Source organism: Mesorhizobium sp. KR2-14 (assembly GCF_040049255.1).
In the GTDB taxonomy this organism is placed as follows: domain Bacteria; phylum Pseudomonadota; class Alphaproteobacteria; order Rhizobiales; family Rhizobiaceae; genus Pseudaminobacter.
Genome location: NZ_JBDZDR010000001.1, coordinates 823,946 through 845,208, shown reverse-complemented (window position 1 = coordinate 845,208; position 21,263 = coordinate 823,946). Strand labels below are relative to the sequence as shown.

General features: G+C 62.8%; 22 protein-coding genes. 10 read left to right on the top strand and 12 right to left on the bottom strand.

The genetic code is table 11. The features are described 5' to 3' along the window. Positions 1–127: 127 nt before the first annotated feature. Positions 128–1,669, top strand: coding sequence for a sulfatase-like hydrolase/transferase (locus ABLE86_RS03935; RefSeq protein WP_348777589.1), 1,542 nt, complete (start codon positions 128–130; stop codon positions 1,667–1,669). A 143-nt stretch (positions 1,670–1,812) separates the two neighbouring features. Next, positions 1,813–2,169, top strand: a complete 357-nt coding sequence (locus ABLE86_RS03930; protein ID WP_348777588.1) for a DUF1428 family protein — start codon at positions 1,813–1,815, stop codon at positions 2,167–2,169. Positions 2,170–2,246: 77 nt separating this feature from the next. Here ABLE86_RS03930 and ABLE86_RS03925 read toward each other — a convergent pair whose 3' ends face one another. Together ABLE86_RS03925 and uvrB are read right to left on the bottom strand one after the other, a co-directional pair. Next, a complete protein-coding gene (locus tag ABLE86_RS03925; RefSeq protein ID WP_348777587.1) occupies positions 2,247–2,450 on the bottom strand; it encodes a dodecin family protein in 204 nt (67 codons plus the stop codon). Between the two features lie 144 nt (positions 2,451–2,594). Continuing rightward, positions 2,595–5,546 carry an excinuclease ABC subunit UvrB gene (gene uvrB / locus ABLE86_RS03920; RefSeq protein WP_348777586.1) on the bottom strand — a complete coding sequence of 984 codons (2,952 nt, stop codon included), beginning with the start codon at positions 5,544–5,546 and terminating at the stop codon, positions 2,595–2,597. Between the two features lie 212 nt (positions 5,547–5,758). Between uvrB and ABLE86_RS03915 the strand changes: the two genes are divergently transcribed. Further along, entirely contained in the window at positions 5,759–6,889 is a 1,131-nt protein-coding gene (locus ABLE86_RS03915) for a glycosyltransferase family 4 protein (RefSeq protein WP_348777585.1), read from the top strand. A 60-nt stretch (positions 6,890–6,949) separates the two neighbouring features. Here ABLE86_RS03915 and ABLE86_RS03910 read toward each other — a convergent pair whose 3' ends face one another. Further along, entirely contained in the window at positions 6,950–7,207 is a 258-nt protein-coding gene (locus tag ABLE86_RS03910) for a SemiSWEET transporter (RefSeq protein WP_348777584.1), read from the bottom strand. A 440-nt stretch (positions 7,208–7,647) separates the two neighbouring features. On the opposite strand from ABLE86_RS03910, the gene ABLE86_RS03905 reads away from it, so the two are divergent. Continuing rightward, complete coding sequence (locus ABLE86_RS03905) at positions 7,648–7,899, top strand: DUF1344 domain-containing protein (protein WP_348777583.1); 252 nt, start codon at positions 7,648–7,650, stop codon at positions 7,897–7,899. Between the two features lie 189 nt (positions 7,900–8,088). Then, complete coding sequence (locus ABLE86_RS03900) at positions 8,089–8,328, top strand: hypothetical protein (RefSeq protein WP_348777582.1); 240 nt, start codon at positions 8,089–8,091, stop codon at positions 8,326–8,328. 101 nt (positions 8,329–8,429) lie between these two features. On the opposite strand, the gene ABLE86_RS03895 is transcribed toward ABLE86_RS03900, so the two are convergent. Both ABLE86_RS03895 and ABLE86_RS03890 read right to left on the bottom strand, forming a co-directional pair. Beyond that, the gene (locus tag ABLE86_RS03895; protein WP_348777581.1) at positions 8,430–9,647 is read right to left on the bottom strand and encodes a mandelate racemase/muconate lactonizing enzyme family protein; all 1,218 of its coding nucleotides are present in this window, start codon (positions 9,645–9,647) and stop codon (positions 8,430–8,432) included. After that, positions 9,644–11,260: a GMC family oxidoreductase N-terminal domain-containing protein gene (locus ABLE86_RS03890; protein ID WP_348777580.1), complete on the bottom strand. Its 1,617-nt coding sequence runs from the start codon at positions 11,258–11,260 to the stop codon at positions 9,644–9,646. The genes ABLE86_RS03895 and ABLE86_RS03890 overlap by 4 nt, the downstream gene beginning before the upstream one ends. A 191-nt stretch (positions 11,261–11,451) precedes the next feature. On the opposite strand from ABLE86_RS03890, the gene ABLE86_RS03885 reads away from it, so the two are divergent. Then, positions 11,452–11,847, top strand: coding sequence for an acyl-CoA thioesterase (locus tag ABLE86_RS03885; RefSeq protein WP_348777579.1), 396 nt, complete (start codon positions 11,452–11,454; stop codon positions 11,845–11,847). A 5-nt stretch (positions 11,848–11,852) separates the two neighbouring features. Here ABLE86_RS03885 and ABLE86_RS03880 read toward each other — a convergent pair whose 3' ends face one another. Both ABLE86_RS03880 and ABLE86_RS03875 read right to left on the bottom strand, forming a co-directional pair. Beyond that, positions 11,853–12,197: a hypothetical protein gene (locus ABLE86_RS03880; RefSeq protein WP_348777578.1), complete on the bottom strand. Its 345-nt coding sequence runs from the start codon at positions 12,195–12,197 to the stop codon at positions 11,853–11,855. 8 nt (positions 12,198–12,205) lie between these two features. Continuing rightward, positions 12,206–12,580, bottom strand: a complete 375-nt coding sequence (locus ABLE86_RS03875; protein ID WP_348777577.1) for a helix-turn-helix domain-containing protein — start codon at positions 12,578–12,580, stop codon at positions 12,206–12,208. Between the two features lie 89 nt (positions 12,581–12,669). Here ABLE86_RS03875 and ABLE86_RS03870 point away from each other — a divergent pair, with 89 nt between their 5' ends. Next, positions 12,670–13,269 carry an NADPH-dependent FMN reductase gene (locus tag ABLE86_RS03870; RefSeq protein ID WP_348777576.1) on the top strand — a complete coding sequence of 200 codons (600 nt, stop codon included), beginning with the start codon at positions 12,670–12,672 and terminating at the stop codon, positions 13,267–13,269. A 495-nt stretch (positions 13,270–13,764) separates the two neighbouring features. Here ABLE86_RS03870 and ABLE86_RS03865 read toward each other — a convergent pair whose 3' ends face one another. The 3 genes from ABLE86_RS03865 to ABLE86_RS03855 form a co-directional block, all read right to left on the bottom strand. Beyond that, positions 13,765–15,054 (bottom strand): hemolysin family protein, encoded by a 1,290-nt coding sequence (locus ABLE86_RS03865; protein ID WP_348777575.1) that lies wholly within the window; start codon positions 15,052–15,054, stop codon positions 13,765–13,767. 101 nt (positions 15,055–15,155) lie between these two features. Continuing rightward, entirely contained in the window at positions 15,156–16,151 is a 996-nt protein-coding gene (locus ABLE86_RS03860; RefSeq protein WP_348777574.1) for an extensin family protein, read from the bottom strand. Between the two features lie 135 nt (positions 16,152–16,286). Further along, entirely contained in the window at positions 16,287–16,712 is a 426-nt protein-coding gene (locus ABLE86_RS03855; protein WP_348777746.1) for a DUF3775 domain-containing protein, read from the bottom strand. Between the two features lie 146 nt (positions 16,713–16,858). Between ABLE86_RS03855 and ABLE86_RS03850 the strand changes: the two genes are divergently transcribed. Then, positions 16,859–17,209, top strand: coding sequence for a DMT family protein (locus ABLE86_RS03850; protein ID WP_348777573.1), 351 nt, complete (start codon positions 16,859–16,861; stop codon positions 17,207–17,209). Here the strand turns inward: ABLE86_RS03850 and ABLE86_RS03845 are convergent. Further along, positions 17,199–18,092, bottom strand: coding sequence for a DMT family transporter (locus ABLE86_RS03845; protein ID WP_348777572.1), 894 nt, complete (start codon positions 18,090–18,092; stop codon positions 17,199–17,201). The genes ABLE86_RS03850 and ABLE86_RS03845 overlap by 11 nt on opposite strands. A 123-nt stretch (positions 18,093–18,215) precedes the next feature. Here ABLE86_RS03845 and ABLE86_RS03840 point away from each other — a divergent pair, with 123 nt between their 5' ends. After that, positions 18,216–19,253, top strand: a complete 1,038-nt coding sequence (locus tag ABLE86_RS03840) for a DUF1176 domain-containing protein (RefSeq protein WP_348777571.1) — start codon at positions 18,216–18,218, stop codon at positions 19,251–19,253. A gap of 39 nt (positions 19,254–19,292) precedes the next feature. Here ABLE86_RS03840 and ABLE86_RS03835 read toward each other — a convergent pair whose 3' ends face one another. After that, positions 19,293–20,441 (bottom strand): PQQ-dependent sugar dehydrogenase, encoded by a 1,149-nt coding sequence (locus ABLE86_RS03835; RefSeq protein ID WP_348777570.1) that lies wholly within the window; start codon positions 20,439–20,441, stop codon positions 19,293–19,295. 294 nt (positions 20,442–20,735) lie between these two features. On the opposite strand from ABLE86_RS03835, the gene greA reads away from it, so the two are divergent. Next, positions 20,736–21,209: a transcription elongation factor GreA gene (gene greA, locus ABLE86_RS03830; RefSeq protein WP_348777569.1), complete on the top strand. Its 474-nt coding sequence runs from the start codon at positions 20,736–20,738 to the stop codon at positions 21,207–21,209. Positions 21,210–21,263: the final 54 nt, after the last annotated feature.

Here is a 21,263-nt window from a genome sequence, read left to right as displayed (position 1 = left end):
CTTGTCATCACAAGTTGGCCTGCAATTTTGCAGGCCCATATTGTGACAGTTCTGTGAACGGTTTATGTCGATCCCGGGGCAGATGTGGGAGCAGGGTGTGCGCTCCTTGCCCATTGCGGGGCATAAAATGATCAGAACCAAGCGCGTTGTTCTGTTTCTTTTCCTGATGTCGTTTTTCTATCCGATAAGGATGATCTTCGACTTGCACGGGCGTCAAAGGATTCTCTACATCCTGTCAGCGCTATGCGCCGCGCTGTTGTTCAAGCTCTATGACGACAAGGACACTTCAAGGAAATCTCTGTTTCTGTGGAGCTTGATCCCGGTTATATTCTTGTCTGTCTATGTTTTTGTCTTTGCCGTGTTCGGCAGCTTCGATTTCGGTGCGGTCGTCTACCACTTGCAGTCCGGCATGCGCGGCGGGCACCCGGACATTCGCAGCACGAAGTTACTGTATGTCGCGCTCTCCCTTGGCGGGTTCATTTTCTCGCTGCTCTATCTCAAGCGCCGTGACAGGCGTTTCCACTATGTGGATATCAGCCTCGCTTTGGCCTTGCTGGCTGCAAATCCCATCTTCTGGACCGCTGCCGATTTCTATCTGAGCCCGCCAGATCCTACGCTGACCAACTTCTATGCCGCTCCTCCGAAGCACTTCCCCGATGGGCTGAAAAAGAAAAACGTCATTATCGTCTACGCGGAAAGCGAGGAGCGGACGTTTGCCGAGATCAGCCGGGGTCCCGAGACTTTCGCGGAAATGCTGGAAGTGGCGGCCACCGGCATCGAGGTTCAGGGAATACGCCAGGTGACGAACACCGGCTGGACCATGGGCGGTTTCATTTCTTCGCAGTGCGGTGTGCCGCTTCAGCCGCGCGGCTTGTTCAGCGAGAACAATTTTTCGAAGCAGCCGAGTTTCTTCAGCGGCATTGACTGCCTGAGCGACGTTCTGAGTGCGAACGGCTATCACACGGAGTTCATGTATGGCGGTGAAGGCTCATTCGCTGGCATGGCCCTGTTCCTGAACGGCCACAATTACAGCTTCCGAAGCGGTTTGCCGGATTATCGCGAAATCGCGGGCGACTACGTCAATACATGGGGGCTCTACGACGACACGTTGTTCGAACTCGCGCAGACGCGCATTGAAGCGCTGCAGGACCAAAACAGACCCTTCGCCTTTTCCATCGCCACGATCGGCGGGCACGCACCCAAGGGCCATGTAACACGGACTTGCCGGCAGAATCTTGAGCAAGGCGAACTGAGCGAAATGCAGTTCGCCATCAAGTGCACCGGTTATCATATCAAGAGCTTTCTGGCTCACCTGGCGCAGAGGGGCCTTCTGGAAAACACCATCGTCGCCATTCAAAGCGACCATCTTATCATGGACAACGAGCATTCCCGCGAGCTGAACCGCAAGCGGCGGATGAACTATTTCAGCATGTCAGGGGATGGCATCGCTCCCGCCGTGATCAATCGCGAGGCGGCAATGTTCGACGTTTTCCCGACACTGCTGCAGGCGCTGGGTATGGATCTGCCCGGCGGACGCGCGGGAATAGGTGTTTCCTTGTTTGCCAAGGAACAGAATCTCGTCGAAACTTATGGAGAGGACAAGCTGAGCGGAATGCTTCGCCGCGACTGGATGCTCAGCCGCAGATTGTGGGGCGACCCGGAGAGCTAGTGCAGGAACGCGCGCGATGAAGCGGCGCAGCATTCTAGGAAACTGCAATTCCCGAGTCGGGGGAGGAGAAAAAATGCGGCGGGCTGTCGGATAACGTACGGCTGGCGCGTCCTTGCCAGGTAACCGATGTGAGGAGAACCGGAATGTCCTATGTCGACGGCTTCGTAGTTGCGGTCCCCCGGCAGAAAATCGAATCCTACAAGGAACTGGCGCGGAAGGCCGGCGAGATCTGGAAGGAATATGGTGCGCTCGCCTATGTGGAGTGCATCGGCGATGACGTGCCCTATGGCGAATTGACCTCGTTTCCGCGGGCCGTTCAGGCCAAGGAGGACGAGGTGGTGGTCTTTTCCTGGATCGTCTACGCCTCGCGCGCGGACCGCGATGCCATCAACGCAAAGGTCATGGCCGACCCGCGGCTGGAGCGCGAGATGAATTCCATACCGTTCGACGGCAAGCGCATGATCTATGGCGGGTTCGAAGCCTTCATGGGGCTGGACTAGCGCGCGCTTCCCATTCTGCCGCCGGCTCCAGTCCTGCGGGAGCCGGCGCGGGGCTGCGCGGGTGCCGGCCGGCGCCCTCAGTCCTCCAGGACGAAAGTGATTTTCAGGTTGACGCGGTATTGCGTGATCTTCCCGCCGCTGACCGTCACCTGCTGCTCCTTCACCCAGGCGCCGGCTATGTTCTTCAACGTCTTGCTGGCGCGCTCTATGCCCAACTGAATGGCGTCTTCGAAACTCCTGTCGGACGAGGCGCTGATTTCAGTGATCTTGGCGACAGTCATGGCATCCTCCCTGATCTTTGATGCGCGGGCCGAGGGCCTGCGCAGGAGGAAGCTAGGGCGTCCCCGGCCGATGTCATCGGCCGGCTATCCTGTCGAGCGGGATTTGTGGGGTCGCGCGGGAGGCGGGGCAAGCGCCCCGCCCGGTCAATGCCCCGGCCGGCCGGTCTTGCCCGGACGCCGCTTGGCGGCGCGCTCATCGGCGGGGTCTTCGTAGGAGCCTACGCCGATCTTGGCGCGCTTGATCGGCTTGGCGCCTTCCACCGGCTGCTCCGTGCGGCGCACGGTCATCTCGTCCAGGCTGTTCTTGCGGAACAGGGATTTCGTGCTCTTGCCGTGATCGTCCGGCAGGCCGTAGTCGGCACCGTGGGCTTCCTGCGCCGACTGCTTCTTGAACAGCGAACGCGAGACGGCGCCGGCAGGCTTGGCCATGTCGGTGCCCGGGCCCATGTCGTCGATATGCGGCTTCTGGAACAGCGACTTGCCGCCGGTGTCGTCGACTGCCCGGTGCTTGGCGATGCCCTTGTTGTGCTTGCCCTTTTCGCGTCCGGAGACCGGGCTTTCCATCTCGGCATATTTGGCCAGCGGGTCGTCCGAGACGGAAAGTTCCAGCTCGCGCAGGCGCTTGATCTCGTCGCGCAGGCGCGCGGCGCGCTCGAAGTCGAGATCGGCGGCGGCGTCGCGCATCTGCTTGTCCAGCGCTTCCAGATGCGCCTTGAGATTGTTTCCAACCATGTTGCCGTCGGCGGCGAAGTCGGAAATGTCTGCGCGGACGTGGTCCTTCTCGTAGACGGACTCAAGGATGTCGGCGATGCGCGACTTGACGCTCTCGGGCGTAATGCCATTCGCCTCGTTCCACGCCACCTGCTTCTCGCGGCGCCGCGTGGTCTCGGCCATCGCCCGTTCCATCGAGCCGGTTATGTTGTCGGCATAGAGGATGACCTTGCCGTCGACGTTGCGCGCGGCGCGGCCGATGGTCTGGATGAGCGAGGTTTCCGAACGCAGAAAACCTTCCTTGTCGGCGTCGAGGATGGCGACGAAGCCGCACTCGGGAATGTCGAGGCCCTCGCGCAGCAGGTTGATGCCGACCAGCACGTCGAAGGCGCCGAGGCGCAGGTCGCGCAGGATCTCGATGCGCTCCAGCGTGTCGATGTCGGAGTGCATGTAGCGCACCCGAACGCCGTTCTCGTGCAGATATTCGGTCAGGTCCTCCGCCATGCGCTTGGTCAGCACGGTGACCAGCGTGCGATAGCCCTTGGCCGTGGTGGCTCGGATCTCGCCCAGCACGTCGTCGACCTGACTCTTGGCCGGGCGCACCTCGACCGGCGGGTCGATGAGGCCGGTCGGGCGGATGACCTGCTCGGCGAAGACGCCGCCGGATTCCTCCAGTTCCCAGCCTCCGGGCGTAGCCGAAACCGCCACGGTGAGCGGGCGCATGGCGTCCCACTCCTCGAACCGCAGCGGGCGGTTGTCCATGCAGGAAGGGAGACGAAAACCGTATTCGGCCAGCGTCGCCTTGCGGCGGAAGTCTCCGCGATACATGGCGCCGATCTGCGGCACGGTGACGTGGCTTTCGTCGATGAACACCAGCGCATTGTCGGGAATATATTCGAACAGCGTCGGCGGCGGCTCGCCCGGCGCGCGGCCGGTGAGATAGCGCGAATAGTTCTCGATGCCGGCGCAGGAGCCGGTCGCCTCCAGCATTTCGAGGTCGAAGCGGGTGCGCTGTTCCAGCCGCTGCGCTTCCAGCAGGCGCCCGGCCTTTTCCAGTTCGACAAGGCGGTGCTGAAGTTCTTCCTTGATCGACTTGATGGCCTGGTTCAGCGTCGGGCGCGGCGTCACATAGTGCGAATTCGCGTAGATCTTCACGCTCTTCAGGTCGCCGGTCTTCTGGCCGGTGAGCGGGTCGAATTCGGTGATCTGTTCGATCTCGTCGCCGAACATGGAGATGCGCCAGGCCGAGTCTTCCAAGTGGGCCGGGAAGATCTCGATCGTGTCGCCGCGCACACGGAACGAGCCGCGCACGAAGTTGATGTCCTGGCGCTTGTATTGCTGGGCGACGAGGTCGGCGAGCAACTGGCGCTGGTCGAGCCGGTCGCCCACCTGCATCTGGAAGGTCATGGCCGTATAGGTCTCAACCGAACCGATACCGTAGATGCAGGAAACCGAGGCGACGATGATGACGTCATCGCGCTCCAGCAGCGAGCGCGTGGCCGAGTGGCGCATGCGGTCGATCTGCTCGTTGATCGACGATTCCTTCTCGATGAAGGTATCGGTGCGCGGCACATAGGCCTCTGGCTGGTAATAGTCGTAATAGGAGACGAAATACTCGACCGCGTTGTCGGGGAAGAACTTCTTGAACTCCGCATAGAGCTGCGCGGCCAGCGTCTTGTTGGGCGCGAGGATGAGGGCGGGGCGCTGGGTCTCCTCAATCACCTTGGCCATGGTGAAGGTCTTGCCCGAGCCGGTGACGCCGAGCAGAACCTGCGTGCGCTCGCTCTGGCCTACGCCTTCGACAAGGTCCTTGATCGCGGTCGGCTGGTCGCCGGCCGGCTCGAAGTCGGAGACCATCTTGATGGCGACGCCGCCTTCGGACTTTTCTGGGCGTTCAGGCCGGTGCGGCACCCAGGCCTTGCCATTTTTGTGCAGCGGGTTGCCGCTCTCGATCAGTGCCGAAAGCGCTGCCACGGTGGCGGTCACGCCGGCAGGCGCGAGGGTTTCCGCCTCTTCCAGGCTGATGTCCATGCCCGCGACCGGATTGAGGCCGGCGGCGGCGCGCTCCTTGGCGGTGGCGGCACCGCCCATCGACGTGCCGCGCGCCGTTCGCGCGGGCGCGGCGGAGCGCTCGGGAACCTTCTTCGCGGCCTTGGGCTTGGTCTTCTCTGCCTCCCTGGAAATCTCTTCGGCCCAATCCGCGATGGAGCCACTCAGGGGCGTGCCTGATAGCTCAGGCTGCGGGGCTTCGCCAAAACCCTTGCGCTCGAGGGGCTCGGCTGCGTCGAGGAAATCGGTCAGCGCGCTTCGGCGTACGCCCTTCGCAGGGCGATCGTCGCGGCTCGCCGGCGGGCGCAGAGATTTTTTTTCGGGGGATTTGGCCATGACCGGGAATATGGTAGGAGTTCGAAAAAATGAAAAGAGCAAGCAGGACAAAAGACCGCTTGGACTATAGCTGCTGACAGGGCGGTGTCAGGAAAGCAGGACCAAGCTCGCAGATCATCGACTCTACGTGCTTACGCCAATGGATCGGAGCTCCGTAGGGAGCGCTGCACTCCGTGGCAACGCCTGCAAACCCTGAACCGGTCCGAAAATTCATGAAGATTGCCCATCTTATGAGCCATCCGGCGCTGAACGGCGTGGCAACCAGCACGAAGATGCTGATCGATCAGCAGCTTCGGGCAGGGTATGAGGTCATGCTGGTTTGCCCGCGCAATTCCTGGATCGCGAAGCAGAGCTTTGCCGGTCGGCTGACAATGATGGCGAGCACCTTCAAGACCCTTCCGGCCGATCTGCGCAATACGGGCTATCCGATCCGCGATTGGGGCCGCACGCTCGTGCATGCGCATGGCAGCAGGGCCAACAAGATGGCCATGATCTTCACGCTGTCGGACGGCGCGCCGCTGGTGATGACTGCGCATGCGCGCCAGTTCCAGATTCCATGGCGGTTTGCCCACGCGGTTGTCGGGCTTTCGCGACAGACGGCCGACTATTACACGCGCCGGCTGCTGGTTTCGCCGCGCCGCATGCATATCGTTCCAAACATGTTCGATATCGGCCCGCTTCAGCCGGTTACGGCGGACGCGAGGGTCGAAGCGCGCCAGAAGCTCGGCATTCGCCGGGAGGCGCTGGTGCTGGGCAGCGTCGGGACAGTCGGTGCACGCAAGCGGCAGGTGGACATGCTGCGCGTCCTCAAGCGCGTGGTCGCTTCGGGCGTCGACGCGGAACTGCTGCTGATCGGGGGGCTGGACGAAGGCGATGTCATGCGAGGGTGGCGCGAAGCCATGGACGATCCTGCCGTGAGCGGGCGCGTGCACCTCGCTGGCCAGCGCACGGACGCCGTCGCACTTGTACCCGCCATGGACATCTTTCTTTGCACATCGGTTCGCGAGGAAGCCCCGATCGCGCCCCTTGAAGCCATGGCACAGGCGATTCCGGTGGTTTCCACCGATGTCGGCAACATGGTGGATCTGTTGCCTTCAGAGCGCGTCCGCCCGATCGGCGACGTAGAGGGTATCGCTCGGGCCGTGGAGCCGCTTGCCGGGAACGATGGGCTGCGCGTGCGCGAGGGGCTGCGCGACCGCCAGATAGTGGCCGACAAGCTCGCGCCATCCTCCATCCTACCGCAGATCGAGGGCATCTACCGCGCTGCGCTCGGCCGGGCGCGTGATCGCGGCTGGAAGCATTTCAAGAACCCCGCCGATCGATGGCGACCCGAAGGGGAGTAGCCGCCGGCAAGGGCTTTTGCCGGTCGGCCTGGAGACGAGTGCGCTGACTGGGGCGATCGTTCACCCGTAACGCCATTTCAGGCCGAGTATGGTGGCGATGAACAGGAACGTCACCACGTTGGACAGTATCACCGGCCACGAGCCGATGAACACGCCGTACACGACCCATAGAACGACGCCAGCAGCCAGCGCGCCGGTGGTGGCCCATGAAATGTCGGTGGCTTGCCTGTCGCGGAGGATTTTCGAGATCTGCGGCAGCCAGGCGAAGGTGGTCATGGTTGCGGCGACCGAACCGACAAGCTCGATGGAAGGAAACAAGGCAAGGGCTTTCGAAACAGGAGAGGATTGCAGGATCCATTGCAGAAAGCCTGATTCGTGTGAAGTTATGATGAGGGGCCGCTGCTCCAACCGGATGAAACTTCCGTGGCTTGTTTTCCGCCGCCCGCGTGATCGGCGCCTCTTCCAAATTCGGCGCAGGAATGGCTGTAACACGGCAGCGGCCTTTTTCGCCCAACGCCAGTGTTTTGAAGGGGGTTGGTTGAAACATTTCCCGTCATGGAGTGGCAGCGAAGCAGTCCGACGGCCTCGCGTGCTGCCAAATATGACTTAAATAAGCCTCTGTTTTAGTTCGGTAAATTCACTTTTCGTGATTTGCGGTTCTCGGTCTGCGTCGCCTATCTCAGGGATGTCCGGTGCATGAGCCGTCTTCCACGAAGCGCGCTGCAGAGCCGGGCGAAAACCAGAACGGAGTATTTGTCATGAAGAAGATTCTTGTAGCCGCCGTCGCTTCTCTGGCCTTCATGGGTGCCGCTTATGCCGGAACCGTCGAAGGCGTGGTGCAGTCGGTCGACACGACGACAAAGACAATCACGCTCGAGGACGGCACGCAGGTCGTCGCCGGCGCGGACATGGCCGCAGAATCCCTCGACGCGCTGAAGGCCGGCACCAAGGTCAAGGTGACGCTCGACGAAGGCTCGACCAACGCCACGGCCGTGGAAGTGGTGGAGTAATCTCCTCCGCTCTGACTGGGGATATCGGGCCGGCCCTTCGAGGGCCGGCCCATTTTGCGTCTGGTAACATCTGGGCGATCCCCGCCGATTGCGGAGCAACCCATTCGGCTGTGGCGCGTTACCGGCTGGTCGTGCGCCCGGATGCGCCGATCTCGGCGCACTTCCGGCGCAAAAACGGGAGAAGACCTCATGAAGACCATCCTCGGAACCATGCTCGTGTCGATGTTGATCGTGGCGCCGGCGCTTGCTGGCGAAATGCAAGGCAAGATCAAATCGATCGACATGAAGAAGCACATGATCATGATGGACGACGGCATGTCGGTCACCGCGAAGCCCAATGTGAAGCTCAACCAGCTCAAGGCCGGCGAGCGGGTCAAGATCACGACCGACAGTGACCAGATGGCAACTTCGATTGAGAAGATGCAATAATCTCGCTGCAGACTTCAAAGGCCGGCCTGTATCTCAGGCCGGCCTTTGTGTGGCATTTCGCGGCTGCGCCTCCAAGCGCTGATGCGCTGCACCTTTCCAGTTCAAGGAAATAGCGGCTCCTGCGCCATCTGAAGGTGCAGTTCCGCGCCGGCCCAGGGATGCGCCTCGCACACCGCCTCGTTGAGCTCGACGCCTAGGCCGGGCTCCTTTGATGGAATGACCTTGCCGTCTTGCCACTCGATCTTCTTCTTCAACAACTTCTCGTGGAAACCGTCCCACTGCTTGAGCGATTCCAGGATGAGGAAGTTGGGCAGCGTTGCTGCAAGCTGGATGTTGGCCGCGCCGACGATCGGCCCGCAATAGCAGTGCGGCGCGACCTGGATGTGGTAGGCCTCGGCCATGGCCGCGATCTTCTTGGTTTCCAGAATGCCGCCGGAGCGGCCGAGGTCCGGCTGCAGGATGGAGGCGGCGCGGTTCTCGATGACGCGCGCGAATTCCCACTTGGTCGTTAAGCGCTCGCCCGTGGCAATGGGAATCGACGTGCCCCGCGCAACCTGCGCCATCACCTCCGGCATGTCCGGCGGCACCGGCTCCTCGAACCACAGCGGATCAAAGGGCTCTATTGCCTTTGCCATGCGCAGCGCGCCCGAGGCCGTGAACTGGCCATGCGTGCCGAACAGAAGGTCGGCGCGGTCGCCCACCGCGTCGCGGATCGCTTTCAGCATGCGCACCGAGAGATCGATGTCACAGAGGCGCGGTTGGTGGCCGTCGAAAGCCGTGTATGGCCCCGCCGGGTCGAGCTTCACCGCATTGAAGCCTTGCTCGACATAGGCGAGGGCGCATTGGGCCGCGAGGTCGGGGTCGTTGTAGACGTTCTTGTCCCGGTTTTCTGCTTCGGCCGGCACCACGCTGCCGGCGGTCGGGTAGAGATAGGTGTAGGAGCGCAGCGCCTCATGCACCTGGCCGCCCAAAAGCTTGTAGATGGGCTTGCCGGCTTCCTTGCCGATGATGTCCCAGCAGGCGATTTCCAGCGCCGAAAAGCAGCCCATGACGGAAATGTCCGGCCGCTGCGAGAAGCCGGACGAATAGGCGCGGCGGAAGAAGGTTTCGATGTCGTGCGGATCGCGCCCGACCAGATAGCGCTCGGCGAGGTCCTCGATCATGCGGGCGGTGACATGCGGGCCGAAGGTGGCGTTGTAGGCCTCGCCATAGCCGACCACGTTACTGTCGGTCGTGAGCTTGACGAAGATGAAATAGCGGCCGCCGATCCCCGGAGGAGGGTTGCCGACGACGAAGGTTTTTACGTCGGTGATCTTCATGCGTGGTCCTCCAAAATCATCTCCGCGCCCTTCCAGCCGGTCATGATGGAAGCTGCATTGGTGTTGCCACTGATGTTGTCGGGGAAGATCGAGGCATCGACGATGCGCAGGCCCGCAAGGCCATGCACCCGCAGGCGCGGATCGACCACGGACTGCGAGGCGTCCGGTCCCATGCGGCAGGTCGAGACGGGGTGATAGACCGTGCCGCTGCGCTTGCGGAAATCGGCGATCTGCTCGTCGTCGCTCACGCATTTCGGGCCGGGCAGCACCTCTTCCGTGATCACCTCGCTCATCGCCGGCATGGACGCGATCTTGCGCACGAATTTTACCGCCGCGAGCATTTCGGCCACGTCTACCTCGGTGGAATAGGCGTTGGGCACAATCTTTGGATAGGCGAGCGGGTTTTTGGAGCGGATCGTGATCGAGCCGCGGCTCGACGGCCGGCAGTTCGACAGGCCGATGGAAAAGCCCGGCCAGGGGTCGGGCGTCAGGATGGGGCGCTCGCCCGGCTTCGGCAGCACGGTCGAGAACGCCTGGAAATAGAGCTGCATGTTGGGGCGCGGCTGGCCTTCATCGGTACGGAAAAAGCCGCCGCCCTGGTTCATGCTCATCGACAGCGGGCCGGTACGCAGGAGAAGGTATTGCATGCCGACCAGCATCTTGCCCCACCACGGCCGCAGGGTCTGGTTCAGCGTCGGCAGCCGGCCCTTATAGGTGTAGTTGATGCCGAGATGGTCCTGCAGGTTGGCCCCGACATGGGCATTGGCGAGCACCACCGGGATGCCGAGGTTCTTCAAGAGATCGGCCGGGCCGACGCCGGAAAGCTGCAAGAGTTGCGGCGTGTTGACCGAGCCGCCGCACAGCACCACTTCGCGGCTGGCGCGCGCGGTAACCGTGCGGCCGTTATTCAGATATTCGATGCCGACGGCGCGCGTGCCCTCGAAGAATATCTTCGTCGCCAGCGCGTTGGTGACGACTCGGACATTGGCGCGCTTCATGGCCGGGCGCAGGAAGGCGCGGGCGGCGGACCAGCGGCGGCCGTTTTTCGTGTTGATCTGATAGACGCCGACGCCTTCTTGGGCAGCGCCGTTGAAATCCTGATTGAGGGCGAGGCCTGCCTGCTGGCCGGCCTTCAGGAAGCGGTGGGTGAGGGGATGCACGCGGCCGCGATTGTCGGTCACGTGGATCGGACCGCCGCGGCCGCGCCATTCGTCGGCGCCGGCCTCGTTGTCCTCTATTGCCTTGAAGATCGGCAGCAGGTCGTCAAAACCCCAGCCGGGATTGCCCGCCGCTGCCCAGCCATCAAAGTCCTCGCGCTGGCCCCGGATCCAGACCATGGCATTGATCGAGCTGGAACCGCCGAGCAGTTTTCCGCGGGGCCAGTGGTCGGCATTGCCGGCAAGGCCGGGGTCGGGCTCGGTCTTGTAGTTCCAGTTCACCGCCGGGTCGAAGAAGGTCTTGCCGTAGCCCAGCGGCATCTGCACGAAGAAGCGGCGATCTGTGCCGCCGGCCTCCAGCACCAGCACCGAAAACCGCCCGTTGGCCGACAGTTTTTCGGCCACCACGCAGCCTGCGGAGCCAGAGCCGACGACAATGAAATCATGATCTTGCATGAGAAATCCAAGGCGGTCCGCAAACTGGCTGAAGTATCGATTCAAGCCTAGACCTCATCTCGTCGCCTCGGCCTATGGGCTACCGGCATGGCTTGTGAAAAAAGCGACGGGTGGAGCTGTCGCGAATGACGAAACTTGCCCCGCACGGCTGCAACTGCCATCCATGGCGCAGACATGTTCGGAGATTCCAGATGCCCCATTACGCAGACGGCCAGCCGACGGGCGAGCTTACCTTGCGCACGCTGGCGATGCCGGCCGACGCCAATGCCGCCGGCGACATTTTTGGCGGATGGGTGATGGCGCAGATGGACCTTGCCTGCGGCATCCGCGCCGCCGAGCGCGCCAAGGGCCGCGTGGTGACGGCGGCTGTGAAGGAAATGTCGTTCGCCAAGCCGATGAAGATCGGCGACACGCTGTGCATCTACACGCATGTCACGCGCGTCGGCCGCACCTCGGTGACGTTGAAGGTGGAAGCCTGGGCGCAGCGCTATCTCACCGACCTGATGGAGCGGGTTACCGACGCAGATTTCGTCATGGTGGCGCTGGACGGCGAGGGCAAGCCGAAGCCTGTGCCGTTGGAGGCTTAAAACTCCTAGCGCAAAGGCCACTCTGTCAGTAAGGCAATGAGTGGCTCAGGCAGTGGCTGGCCGGGCAGGTGTTCAAAATGCTTGATATCTGTTCGGCCATCGAAAAACCGATAGAACTCGTAATGGTCGTCGTGAATTTCGACTTCGATCGGGGCAGGCTTCGCCTCAGTCCAATGGGCCGAAATCGTGGCCCAGTAGCCTTCTCCCACCTCGTTTGGCGGTAGCAATCGACCACTGGCAAATGCCAAAAAGTCTTCAGTGTTCTTTGTCGTCTCGGCCGAAAAATCCCTGACCTTTTCAGCTATCAGCCGCTCGATTTCAGATATCGCTTCCTGCCACGACGTGATCATGGCTCCGCCTAGCTTTTCGGGTTCGCCAGATCGAACTTCATCCGCGCCTCGGTCACGCGCGCGGTGTTCTTGCGTGCCCATTCCCCTAGCGCGGTGACCGGCAACAGAAGCTCGCGGCCCAGGCCGGTCAGCTCATAGTCGACGCGCGGCGGGGTGGTGGGCAACACGGTGCGGGTGACGAAGCCGTCGCGTTCCAGCCCGCGCAGGGTCGTGGTCAGCATCTTCTGCGAAATGCCGCCGATGATGTGGCGCAGCTCGTTGAAGCGCATCGGGCCTTTGCCCAGCTGGCTGACGACCAGCACCGTCCATTTGTCGCCCACGCGCTGCAGGATATCGCTGACGGCCCTGCAATCCTCGCTGCGATGCTGGTGCCTCGGTTTCAAAAAAGTGCCTCCTTGCGCACCTGAAAGGTGGTTTCCTATATAGTTCTAGTATCCATTGGATACCAGATTTCAAAAGGAGAGAATTACAAATGCCAAAGCTTAAGATCGGTATTGTCGTGGGCTCGACGCGCGCCGCGCGCTTTGCCGACAAGCCAACCGAATGGATCGTCAGTCTGGCCAAGGCGCGCGGCGATGTCGAGGTCGAAGTTGTCGACCTGCGCGACTATCCGATGCCATTTTTCGATGAGGCGGTTTCGCCGGCCTGGGGCCCCTCGCAGAGCGAAGTCGCTCGCAAGTTCCAGGAGAAGGTCGCTTCGCTCGACGGCTTCATCTTCACCGCGGCCGAATACAACCACGGCCCGACCGCCGTGCTGAAGAACGCGCTGGATTACGCCTACAACGAGTGGAACAAGAAGCCGGCCGGTTTCATCGGCTATGGCGGCGTGGGCGGGGCGCGTGCCGTGGAGCAGCTGCGCATGCATGCGGTGGAACTGCAGATGGCGCCGACCAAGGCTGCCGTTCACATTGTCTGGGGCGACTTCCTCGCTATTCGCGAGGGCAAGAAGATCGAGGAATTCGAGCACCTGAACCAGGCCGGCAAGGCCCTGCTGGACGAGACGATCTGGTGGGCCAAGGCGCTCAAGGCTGCGCGCGATGCCGATGCGGCTGCCGCCAGCAAGGCTGCCTGAGCAGCAGGAACACTTCCTCCCAGGGACGGGCAGGGCGGCAGCGATGCCCCCCTTTTTGTCGGTTCGCTCTCGGCCATCGTGAATGGCGTCCTGAAACCCGCCGTTCCTGTTGGAGTGCATTTTGCGGTGCCTGCACCGTTGTCGATTTTACCGGTGGTGAGGCATGGATTCCCGACACTCTCCGCTCGTTTCACTCGCTCACGAGGTCGGGAATGACGGCTGCACCGGGGCTGTCAACGGTACTTCGACGTTGGTGATTTGCAGAGGCAATCCGTACACGCCGTCATTCCCGACCTTGTGAGCGAACGCAGTGAGCGGAGAGTGTCGGGAATCCATGCCTCGACCGGCGGCAGCCAGATGCGGTTCAGAACGACATCCCCGTCGCGCGATCAGCTCGGAGATAGCGAAACAACCGTCGGGCTGCATTCCCGCCGTGATTCAAGCCGATCCCGCAACTGGCTGTCTTGTAACGCGAAATGCACCGTCAAGCGGTGCTCATGCGCCCGCCAGCTTGGCCGCCAGCACCTTGTCGATGCGGCGGCCGTCCAGGTCGACGACCTCGAATCGCCAGCCCTGCGCGTCGACGCATTCGCCCGTGGTCGGCAGGTGGTGCATATGCGCCAGCACATAGCCGGCGACGGTTTCATAGTCGCGGTGCTCGGGCAGCTCGATGCCGAGATGATCGGCCATTTCATCCGCCGGCATGAAGCCGGCCAGCAGCCATGAGCCGTCCTCGCGCTGGACGGGCGCAAAATCGTCCTCGTCCGCGTCGGCGCGGAACACGCCGGTGATGGCTTCCAGGATGTCGGCCGGGGTGACCACCCCCTCGAAGTGCCCGTATTCGTCGTGCACCAGCGCCATCGGCACGTCGGATTGCTTGAGGATGGTCAGCACGTCGAGCGCGTCGGCCTGGTCGTGGACGATCGGGGCGGTGCGCACATGCTTGGCGGGGTCGAATGGCTGGCCGGCCAGGATCGTAGCCAGAATTTCGCGCGTCTGCACCACACCCACCATGGCGTCCACGCTGCCCTCGCCGGCAGGGAGACGGGAATGGTAGGTCTCTATCAGCATCTTGCGGATCGCGGCTTCGTCGGAGTGAAGGTTTAGCCAGTCGACTTCGGTGCGCGGGGTCATCAATACGCGCACGGCGCGGTCGCCGAGCCGCATCACGCCGGCGATCATGCGGCGCTCGTCGGATTCGATGGTGCCGTGATGCTCGGCCTCGGCAACCAGCATCTTGATCTCTTCGTCGGTAACCTTTTCCTCGCTGGTGCCGCGCTGGCCCAGAAGCCACAGCACGGCGCGCCCGGAGACATCGAGCAGCCAGACCAGCGGCGCGCCGATCATCGCCAGCACGCTCATCATGGGCGCGACGCGCGCAGCCACCGTCTCCGGGTTGCGCAGCGCGATCTGCTTGGGCACGAGCTCGCCGATGATGAGCGAGGCAAAGGTGATGATCGCCACGACCACACCCACGCCGAGCGTATTGGCAACACCTGTCGATACGCCGTTTTCCAGGAGGAACTGGCTGAGGCGCTGGCCGAGCGTGGCGCCGGAAAAGGCGCCGGACAGGATGCCGACCAGCGTGATGCCGAACTGCACCGTCGAGAGGAAGCGGCCGGGATTGGAGCCGAGTTCCAGCGCGTGACCGGCACCCTTCACGCTGCGGTCGATCATCGCCTTGAGGCGGGCCGGCCGCGACGAGACGATAGCCAGTTCCGACATGGCCAGAAGGCCGTTCACGCAGATGAGGACAAGAACTATCGCAAGTTCGACGTATAGCATCGCCGCTCCATAGCACCACGTCAGGCCAATCGGAAATAGGGCGGCTGCGTTATTTTGCGCCGAAGGCGCGGCTGGCCTTGTTGAAACTGCTGCCCAGATTGCTAGCGGCAGGCGACATAGCCGTTCCGGCGCGGCTTGATGTCGAAATGAAAATGGTTGCGGTGGTCGTAATTGTATCCCGGTCCCAGCACCGTTGTGAAATAATCGCAGCCATCAGCGCGCACGGTGTTGAGAAAGCCCTTTTCGCGGAATGCGAACCAGCCCGGCTTGCGCACGTCGATGTCGCGCCCATTGCCGAGTTCTATGCGCATGACATCGAGAGCATTGCCCCTGGAATGCTCCGATGGCGTGGTGGTACGCGCGATGCGCCGGCAGGAATAGCTCGAGCCCTGATGGATGGTCTTCACGCCCGACCAGTAGCGCCAACGTGCGGCGGGCACCAGCTCGTTGCGGGTCCAGCGCGAGAAGCTTGCAGCCATGCGGCAGCTCAGCGTCGCGGCGGGCTTCATCTTCACGCTGCCTATGGCCGAGACCTGCACCGGATAGTCCACCCGGCAGGCGCCGCCGTCGTTGATCGGGGCGAGGTCGCGAAAGGTCACGCCGAGCCGCTTCAGGTCGTTGCGGCAGGCGACTTCATCAGCCGGCAAGGCAGTGCCGGGCTTCAATGGCGTATCGAGCCGCGGATAAGCGACCATCATCGGGTTGGAGGGCACCAGCGTTTGCAGGCCGGTCGTGGACGGTCGCGCGACGGGCACGCGCGGAACGGCGGCGGCAAGCGTCACGGACGATTGATCCGGGGGCGGGGCGGGCTCGAACGGCTGTTGCGCCGAGGCCTCGCCGAACTCCTCGTCTTCGATGTCCGGAATGGCAAAGGTCGGCTCGGGGGAGTTCGGGATTGGATCCGGCGGTGCGACATTGGCCACGGGCAGCGCGGCGGTCCGCATCCCGACATCGACTTCCGGGCGCAGCGTCATCACGCCGTCGGTGCTGCATGAGGCGACTGCGGCGACGACCATCGCGGCCGAGGCGGTCGCCAGGGCGCGTGCGACGCCGAGCCGCCGCGCGCCTTTGCGCCAAGCTCGAAATTTGCGGGCCATCGACTGGCTCCCTGTCCTGAAAGCGGCAGGATAGGGCGCGAGAGTAAATGAAAGGTCAGCGGGCGTGTTTACGGCTGCGGCGAGATTGCGGCGCAGCGCTTAAGGCTTTCGTTGGCAGGCAGAGAACGGCTTTGCTCAGGCGCCGATGGCTTCCAGACCTTCCTCGAGCCAGTCGCCCAGCATCGGCATGCCGAGCAGATATTTCGCGGTGCGATTATTGCTTCGCCGCCGCGCCTCGGCCACCGCCTCCCGGAACTCGGAGGCATCGTAGTCGCCTCGGCCCACCCAGGTCAGCGCTACGAGCTCGGCCGCCTCGTCCACATTGAGGTCGTCGATCAGTTCCCGAAGCTCTTCTTCGGTGAAGTTGACGGCTTCTTCCTCCGCCAGGCCGTCATGGGCGTGGGTGTCGCGCGTATGGCCGTTGAGCTCGATCTCGTGCTCGCTGCCGTCGGTGTAATCCTCGTTGACTGCCGCGCTGATCGCTTTTGCCTTTTCGATGAAAAGACGCACAGTGTCAGGACCGATTGTCAGTTCCCACTCCCTTTCGGGCTTGTGCTCCACGGGCGTCGTCCTCATCGACCTCCAGCGGATGATATCCTATTTGCGAGCCACGTCACGCGGGATGTTTGCGCGGGGTCCAGGCGGGCGCATTGACTTGCCGATGCGATGCCCCGAAATGTCCGATCTTCCAAGCAAGGGCCCGCCGAATGAACCTTCTGTTGTCTCCCAAAGTCCTCCCGATCCTGATGCTGGTGGCATCGAACGTCTTCATGACGTTCGCCTGGTACGGACATCTGAAATTCAAGACGGCGCCGCTCTATGCGGCGGTCGTGGTGAGCTGGATGATCGCCTTCTTTGAATATTGGCTCGCCGTGCCCGCCAACCGCATCGGCAGCGAAGCCTATTCGGCAGCCGAACTGAAGACCATCCAGGAAGTGGTCACGCTTACCGTGTTCGCGGTGTTTTCGGTGTTCTACCTGAGAGAGTCGCTGACCCTGAACCACGCGCTCGGTTTTGCCATGATCGCGGGCGGGGCGGCGCTGATCTTCAGGGCGTAACCGCTGCCTTCCTTGCCAGCATGGCGGGCAACAGCTCGACGGCAAGGATGGCAACGAAGATGAGTCCACAGCCCGTCAGCCCAGAGGCGGGCAGACGTTCGCCCAGGAACAGCGCCCCAAACAGCGCGGCGAAAAGCGCTTCCGAAGACAGGAAGATCGCGGCCTGCGGCGCCGTGGTGTAGCGCTGGCCGATCACCTGCAGCGTGAAGGCGATGGCGCCGGAGAAGATGCCGGCATAGACGATTTCCGGCGCGGCAACGCGGATCGCGCTCCAGTCGATCGGCTCATGGACCAGCGCAATGGACATCCCGGCGACGGCGCATACGGCAAACTGCGTGACCGCCAGCGTGATCGGCCGCCCGGTGCCCGAGGCGGCGCGGGCGATGAAGATGACCTGCAGCGCGCAGAAGGCGGCGGCAATGACCGTGAGCCAGTCGCCAGGGGTGAGTTGTTCGATCGAGCCGCCGGAAAGGAACCAGATGCCGGCGAGAGCCGTCAGGGCCGCCGGCCAGACGATCGGATGCGGCCAGTTGCGAAACAGGATTACCGCAGACAGCGGCGTCATCACCACATAGAGCCCGGTGAGGAAGCCGGAATTGGTAACGGTGGTTGAGAGAAGGCCGATCTGCTGGAAGGCGATGGCGCCCAGCATCATCAAGCCGACCCAGAGGAAAGCAAGCCAGTTGCGCGTGGTGAGCGCATGTTCGGCGCGGCGCGCCTCGCGGATCGCGAAGGGCAGCACCGCAAGCGTCGCCAGAACGAAGCGCAGGCCGATGAATACGAACGGGCCGACCGACTCCATGGCGGACGACTGGGCAACAAAGCCCATGCCCCACATGGCACCGGCAAGCAGAAGAAGCAGATTGGCCTGAAGTCGTGTCATTTTAAGTGGGAACCGGCGCTCGAATGGTGGAGAAGAAAGGCGGCTTGTCATAGCATCGCGGCCCGTGGCGGCAAGGGCCAGAGTCGGCATTGCTGAGGCCACGCGCGAATGGGGGCTTTTACGATGCGGCCGTTTCTGATCACGGCGTTTCTCTCGCTTTGCGGTGTGTCCGCGGCATCGGCCGACGCCTACAAGGCGATCAAGGATTTTGAAGTGCTGTGTTCGGCGGCCGTGACATGCCGCATCCAGACGCTGGCGAAGTCGCCGGCGCAGCCGGTGGTTGCCTCCTTTTCCATGGTGCGCAAGGCCGGGCCCGATGCGCCGCTCGATCTCGTGGTGACGGCGCAGGATGAGTTGAAACCGGGCAGCGCCGTTGCATTCGCGGCCGACGGCAAGACTGTGCTGACCCTGCCGGTGGCAAGGGCCCGCCGAAGCGAGGATGGCGAGTACAGCTTTGCCGGTGACGCCGAGACGCTGACGCTGCTCGATGCACTGCGCAAGGCCAGCAAGCTTGAGCTGACCTATGTTTCCGCAGCCGGCGAGGGGCGCTCGACCTTCTCGCTTTCCGGCCTGGTCGGATCATTGATTTTCGTTGACGAGGCGCAGGACCGCCTCAAGGCCCGGGATGCCCTGCAGGTCAAGGGCGAAGGCGCGAGCCCGACCATCGACGTGCGGGAAGTCTTGTCCATAGCGGATATTCCGGAGGCCCTGCGCGGCCGCTTCCAGGAGGGCGGCGAGTGCGGCTTCGACGATGAGAGCCGCTTCGGCCCGGGCGGATTCGACGCCGGTTTCGATGAGGGCTTCCGCCTGCTCGCACTGCCCTGCGGCGAGGGCGGTGCCTACAACCAGCCCTTTGCGTTTTTCCTGGAGCGCGACGGTGCCTTCGAGCGGCTCGCCCTGCCCGACATGTCGGAAGAGGGCCCGACCACCGTTTCCCAAGCTTGGAACATCGAGTGGAACCACGCGGTACGCACTTTGACAGCCTTCTTCAGAGGACGCGGCATCGGCGATTGCGGAAGCTGGAACAAATGGCGGCTGCGCACCCAGATGGAAGGCCCGGCCTTCGTGCTGAAGGAAGCCCGCGCCAAGGGCGACTGCGACGGCAACTACGCCGGCGGGCCGATGGAATGGCCGGCAACATGGCCGGTGGCCAAGAAATAGCTGGCGGAAACAGCCGGCAGTGCCTTGCCGCGCGGCCGGCTATTTCGCCCGCGACAGGCGAATGACCTGGCCGTTTTCCTCGTCGGTCAATAGCCAGACCGAGCCGTCCGGTGCCACCCTCACATCGCGGATGCGCCCGAAGGCATTCTTGAACATGCGTTCCTCGCCGGTGATCTTGCCCTGGGCGTTGCGGGTGAGCCTCGCGACCAGTTCAAATTTCAACGCGCCGACCAGGAGGTCGTCCTTCCATTCGGGGAACATCTTTCCTTCGTAGATGGCAAGCCCGGAAGGCGCGATCGAAGGGTCCCAGTAATAGAGCGGCTGCTCGTAACCCGGGGCGGCGGTGCCGATGCCGATCTTGGCGCCGGAATAGTCGCGTCCGTAGGTGATGACCGGCCAGCCATAGTTCTTGCCCGCTTCCGGCCGGTTGACCTCGTCGCCGCCCTTCGCGCCGTGCTCGGTGGTGATGAGGCCACTGGTCAGCGGATCGTAGGCCGCGCCCTGAATGTTGCGATGGCCTTTGGACCAGAGCGCGGGCAGGCCCTTCTTGCCGTCGGAATAGGGATTGTCGGGCGGAATGGAGCCGTCGGGTTCGATCCGCAGTACTGCGCCCGCGCTGTCATGCATGTCCTGCGCGCGCTTTGCGTCGCCGCGGTCGCCCGTGGCTACGAAAAGGGTGCCGTCCGGGGCGAAAACGAGCCGCGAGCCGAATTGCAGCGGCGAGGCGGTCTTGCGCGCCATGGAGAAGATGACTTTCACATCTTCGAGACGGGCGCTCTCGCCCTGGCGCACGAGTCTTGCCCGGGCCACGGCGGTGCCGGCGCCGCCCTTGCCTGGCTGCGCAAAGGAAAAGAAGATCAACTGGTCGGTGGCGAAATGCGGCGACAACACCACGTCCAGCAGGCCGCCCTGGCCAAACGCCGCAATCTCGGGAAGGCCCTTGACGGGCGCGGACAGCTTGCCCTGAGAAAGGATGCGCATGCGCCCCGGCCGCTCGGTGATCAGCATGTCGCCTCCTGGCAGGAAGGCGAGGGCCCATGGATGCTCCAGCCCGCTGGCCACGACTTCGGCGCTGACCCGAGCCTTCTGCGTGTTGAAAATCTTTGGTGATGCAAGGCTGTTGCCGGCCGTGAGCAGGCCGAAACCGAGCAGGAGCCAAAGGACGCCAAGGGCGAGGGTTCTTCTCAAGGCCATAACTCCGACATAGGCGACATTGCCTCCCGGGCAAGAAGACGTCGATGCCGGGGGGCTTGGCCGGCGCCGATCGAAGCGCTCTTCCCAAGCGCGCAACCCTAACGGTGCATGATCGGCGTTATACCGTTTTTTAAGGTGAAAAATTTGCGAACGTCGCTATATTGGGTCGAAATGCATCAACGGTTCGTGCGGCCCTTGCCGCTGGACCGTTTTCTTTTTGTGCCGGCCCACGTTTTTTCAAGCAGGAATTGCAGCGGGGGAAGGTGTTTTGAGGAAAGGCTGACTATCATGAACAAGGTCCCCATGACCGCCGCCGGATTCGAAACGCTGAAGGAAGAACTGCGCTGGCGCCAGCAGGACGAACGTCCGCGCATCATCGAGGCGATCTCCGAGGCGCGTGCCCATGGCGATCTGTCCGAAAATGCGGAATATCACGCCGCCAAGGAAGCGCAGAGCCTGAACGAGGGGCGTGTCAACGAGCTCGAGGATCTCATTGCCCGCGCCGAGGTGATCGACATCTCCAAGCTGTCCGGCGACAAGATCAAGTTCGGCGCTACGGTCAAGCTGGTCGACGAGGAAACGGAAGAGGAAAAGACCTACCAGATCGTCGGCGACCAGGAAGCTGACGTGAAGGCGGGACGCATCTCGATTTCCTCGCCCATTGCGCGGGCGCTTATCGGCAAGGAAGTCGGCGAGAGCGTCGAGGTCAATGCCCCGGGCGGGCCGCGCGGCTATGAAGTCGTCGAGGTCCAGTTCATCTGAGGTAGCCAAAGTGGCCGGACATGAAAACGCAGCCCGTGGTCCGGCCACGGCCAT

Excerpts from the sequence above, each read along its gene's own strand:
- ABLE86_RS03935 (WP_348777589.1), top strand. The coding sequence starts at position 128 with ATGATCAGAACCAAGCGCGTTGTTCTGTTTCTTTTCCTGATGTCGTTT.
- ABLE86_RS03930 (WP_348777588.1), top strand. The coding sequence starts at position 1,813 with ATGTCCTATGTCGACGGCTTCGTAGTTGCGGTCCCCCGGCAGAAAATC.
- ABLE86_RS03925 (WP_348777587.1), bottom strand. The coding sequence starts at position 2,450 with ATGACTGTCGCCAAGATCACTGAAATCAGCGCCTCGTCCGACAGGAGT.
- uvrB (WP_348777586.1), bottom strand. The coding sequence starts at position 5,546 with ATGGCCAAATCCCCCGAAAAAAAATCTCTGCGCCCGCCGGCGAGCCGC.
- ABLE86_RS03915 (WP_348777585.1), top strand. The coding sequence starts at position 5,759 with ATGAAGATTGCCCATCTTATGAGCCATCCGGCGCTGAACGGCGTGGCA.
- ABLE86_RS03905 (WP_348777583.1), top strand. The coding sequence starts at position 7,648 with ATGAAGAAGATTCTTGTAGCCGCCGTCGCTTCTCTGGCCTTCATGGGT.
- ABLE86_RS03900 (WP_348777582.1), top strand. The coding sequence starts at position 8,089 with ATGAAGACCATCCTCGGAACCATGCTCGTGTCGATGTTGATCGTGGCG.
- ABLE86_RS03895 (WP_348777581.1), bottom strand. The coding sequence starts at position 9,647 with ATGAAGATCACCGACGTAAAAACCTTCGTCGTCGGCAACCCTCCTCCG.
- ABLE86_RS03890 (WP_348777580.1), bottom strand. The coding sequence starts at position 11,260 with ATGCAAGATCATGATTTCATTGTCGTCGGCTCTGGCTCCGCAGGCTGC.
- ABLE86_RS03885 (WP_348777579.1), top strand. The coding sequence starts at position 11,452 with ATGCCCCATTACGCAGACGGCCAGCCGACGGGCGAGCTTACCTTGCGC.
- ABLE86_RS03880 (WP_348777578.1), bottom strand. The coding sequence starts at position 12,197 with ATGATCACGTCGTGGCAGGAAGCGATATCTGAAATCGAGCGGCTGATA.
- ABLE86_RS03870 (WP_348777576.1), top strand. The coding sequence starts at position 12,670 with ATGCCAAAGCTTAAGATCGGTATTGTCGTGGGCTCGACGCGCGCCGCG.
- ABLE86_RS03865 (WP_348777575.1), bottom strand. The coding sequence starts at position 15,054 with ATGCTATACGTCGAACTTGCGATAGTTCTTGTCCTCATCTGCGTGAAC.
- ABLE86_RS03860 (WP_348777574.1), bottom strand. The coding sequence starts at position 16,151 with ATGGCCCGCAAATTTCGAGCTTGGCGCAAAGGCGCGCGGCGGCTCGGC.
- ABLE86_RS03850 (WP_348777573.1), top strand. The coding sequence starts at position 16,859 with ATGAACCTTCTGTTGTCTCCCAAAGTCCTCCCGATCCTGATGCTGGTG.
- ABLE86_RS03845 (WP_348777572.1), bottom strand. The coding sequence starts at position 18,092 with ATGACACGACTTCAGGCCAATCTGCTTCTTCTGCTTGCCGGTGCCATG.
- ABLE86_RS03840 (WP_348777571.1), top strand. The coding sequence starts at position 18,216 with ATGCGGCCGTTTCTGATCACGGCGTTTCTCTCGCTTTGCGGTGTGTCC.
- greA (WP_348777569.1), top strand. The coding sequence starts at position 20,736 with ATGAACAAGGTCCCCATGACCGCCGCCGGATTCGAAACGCTGAAGGAA.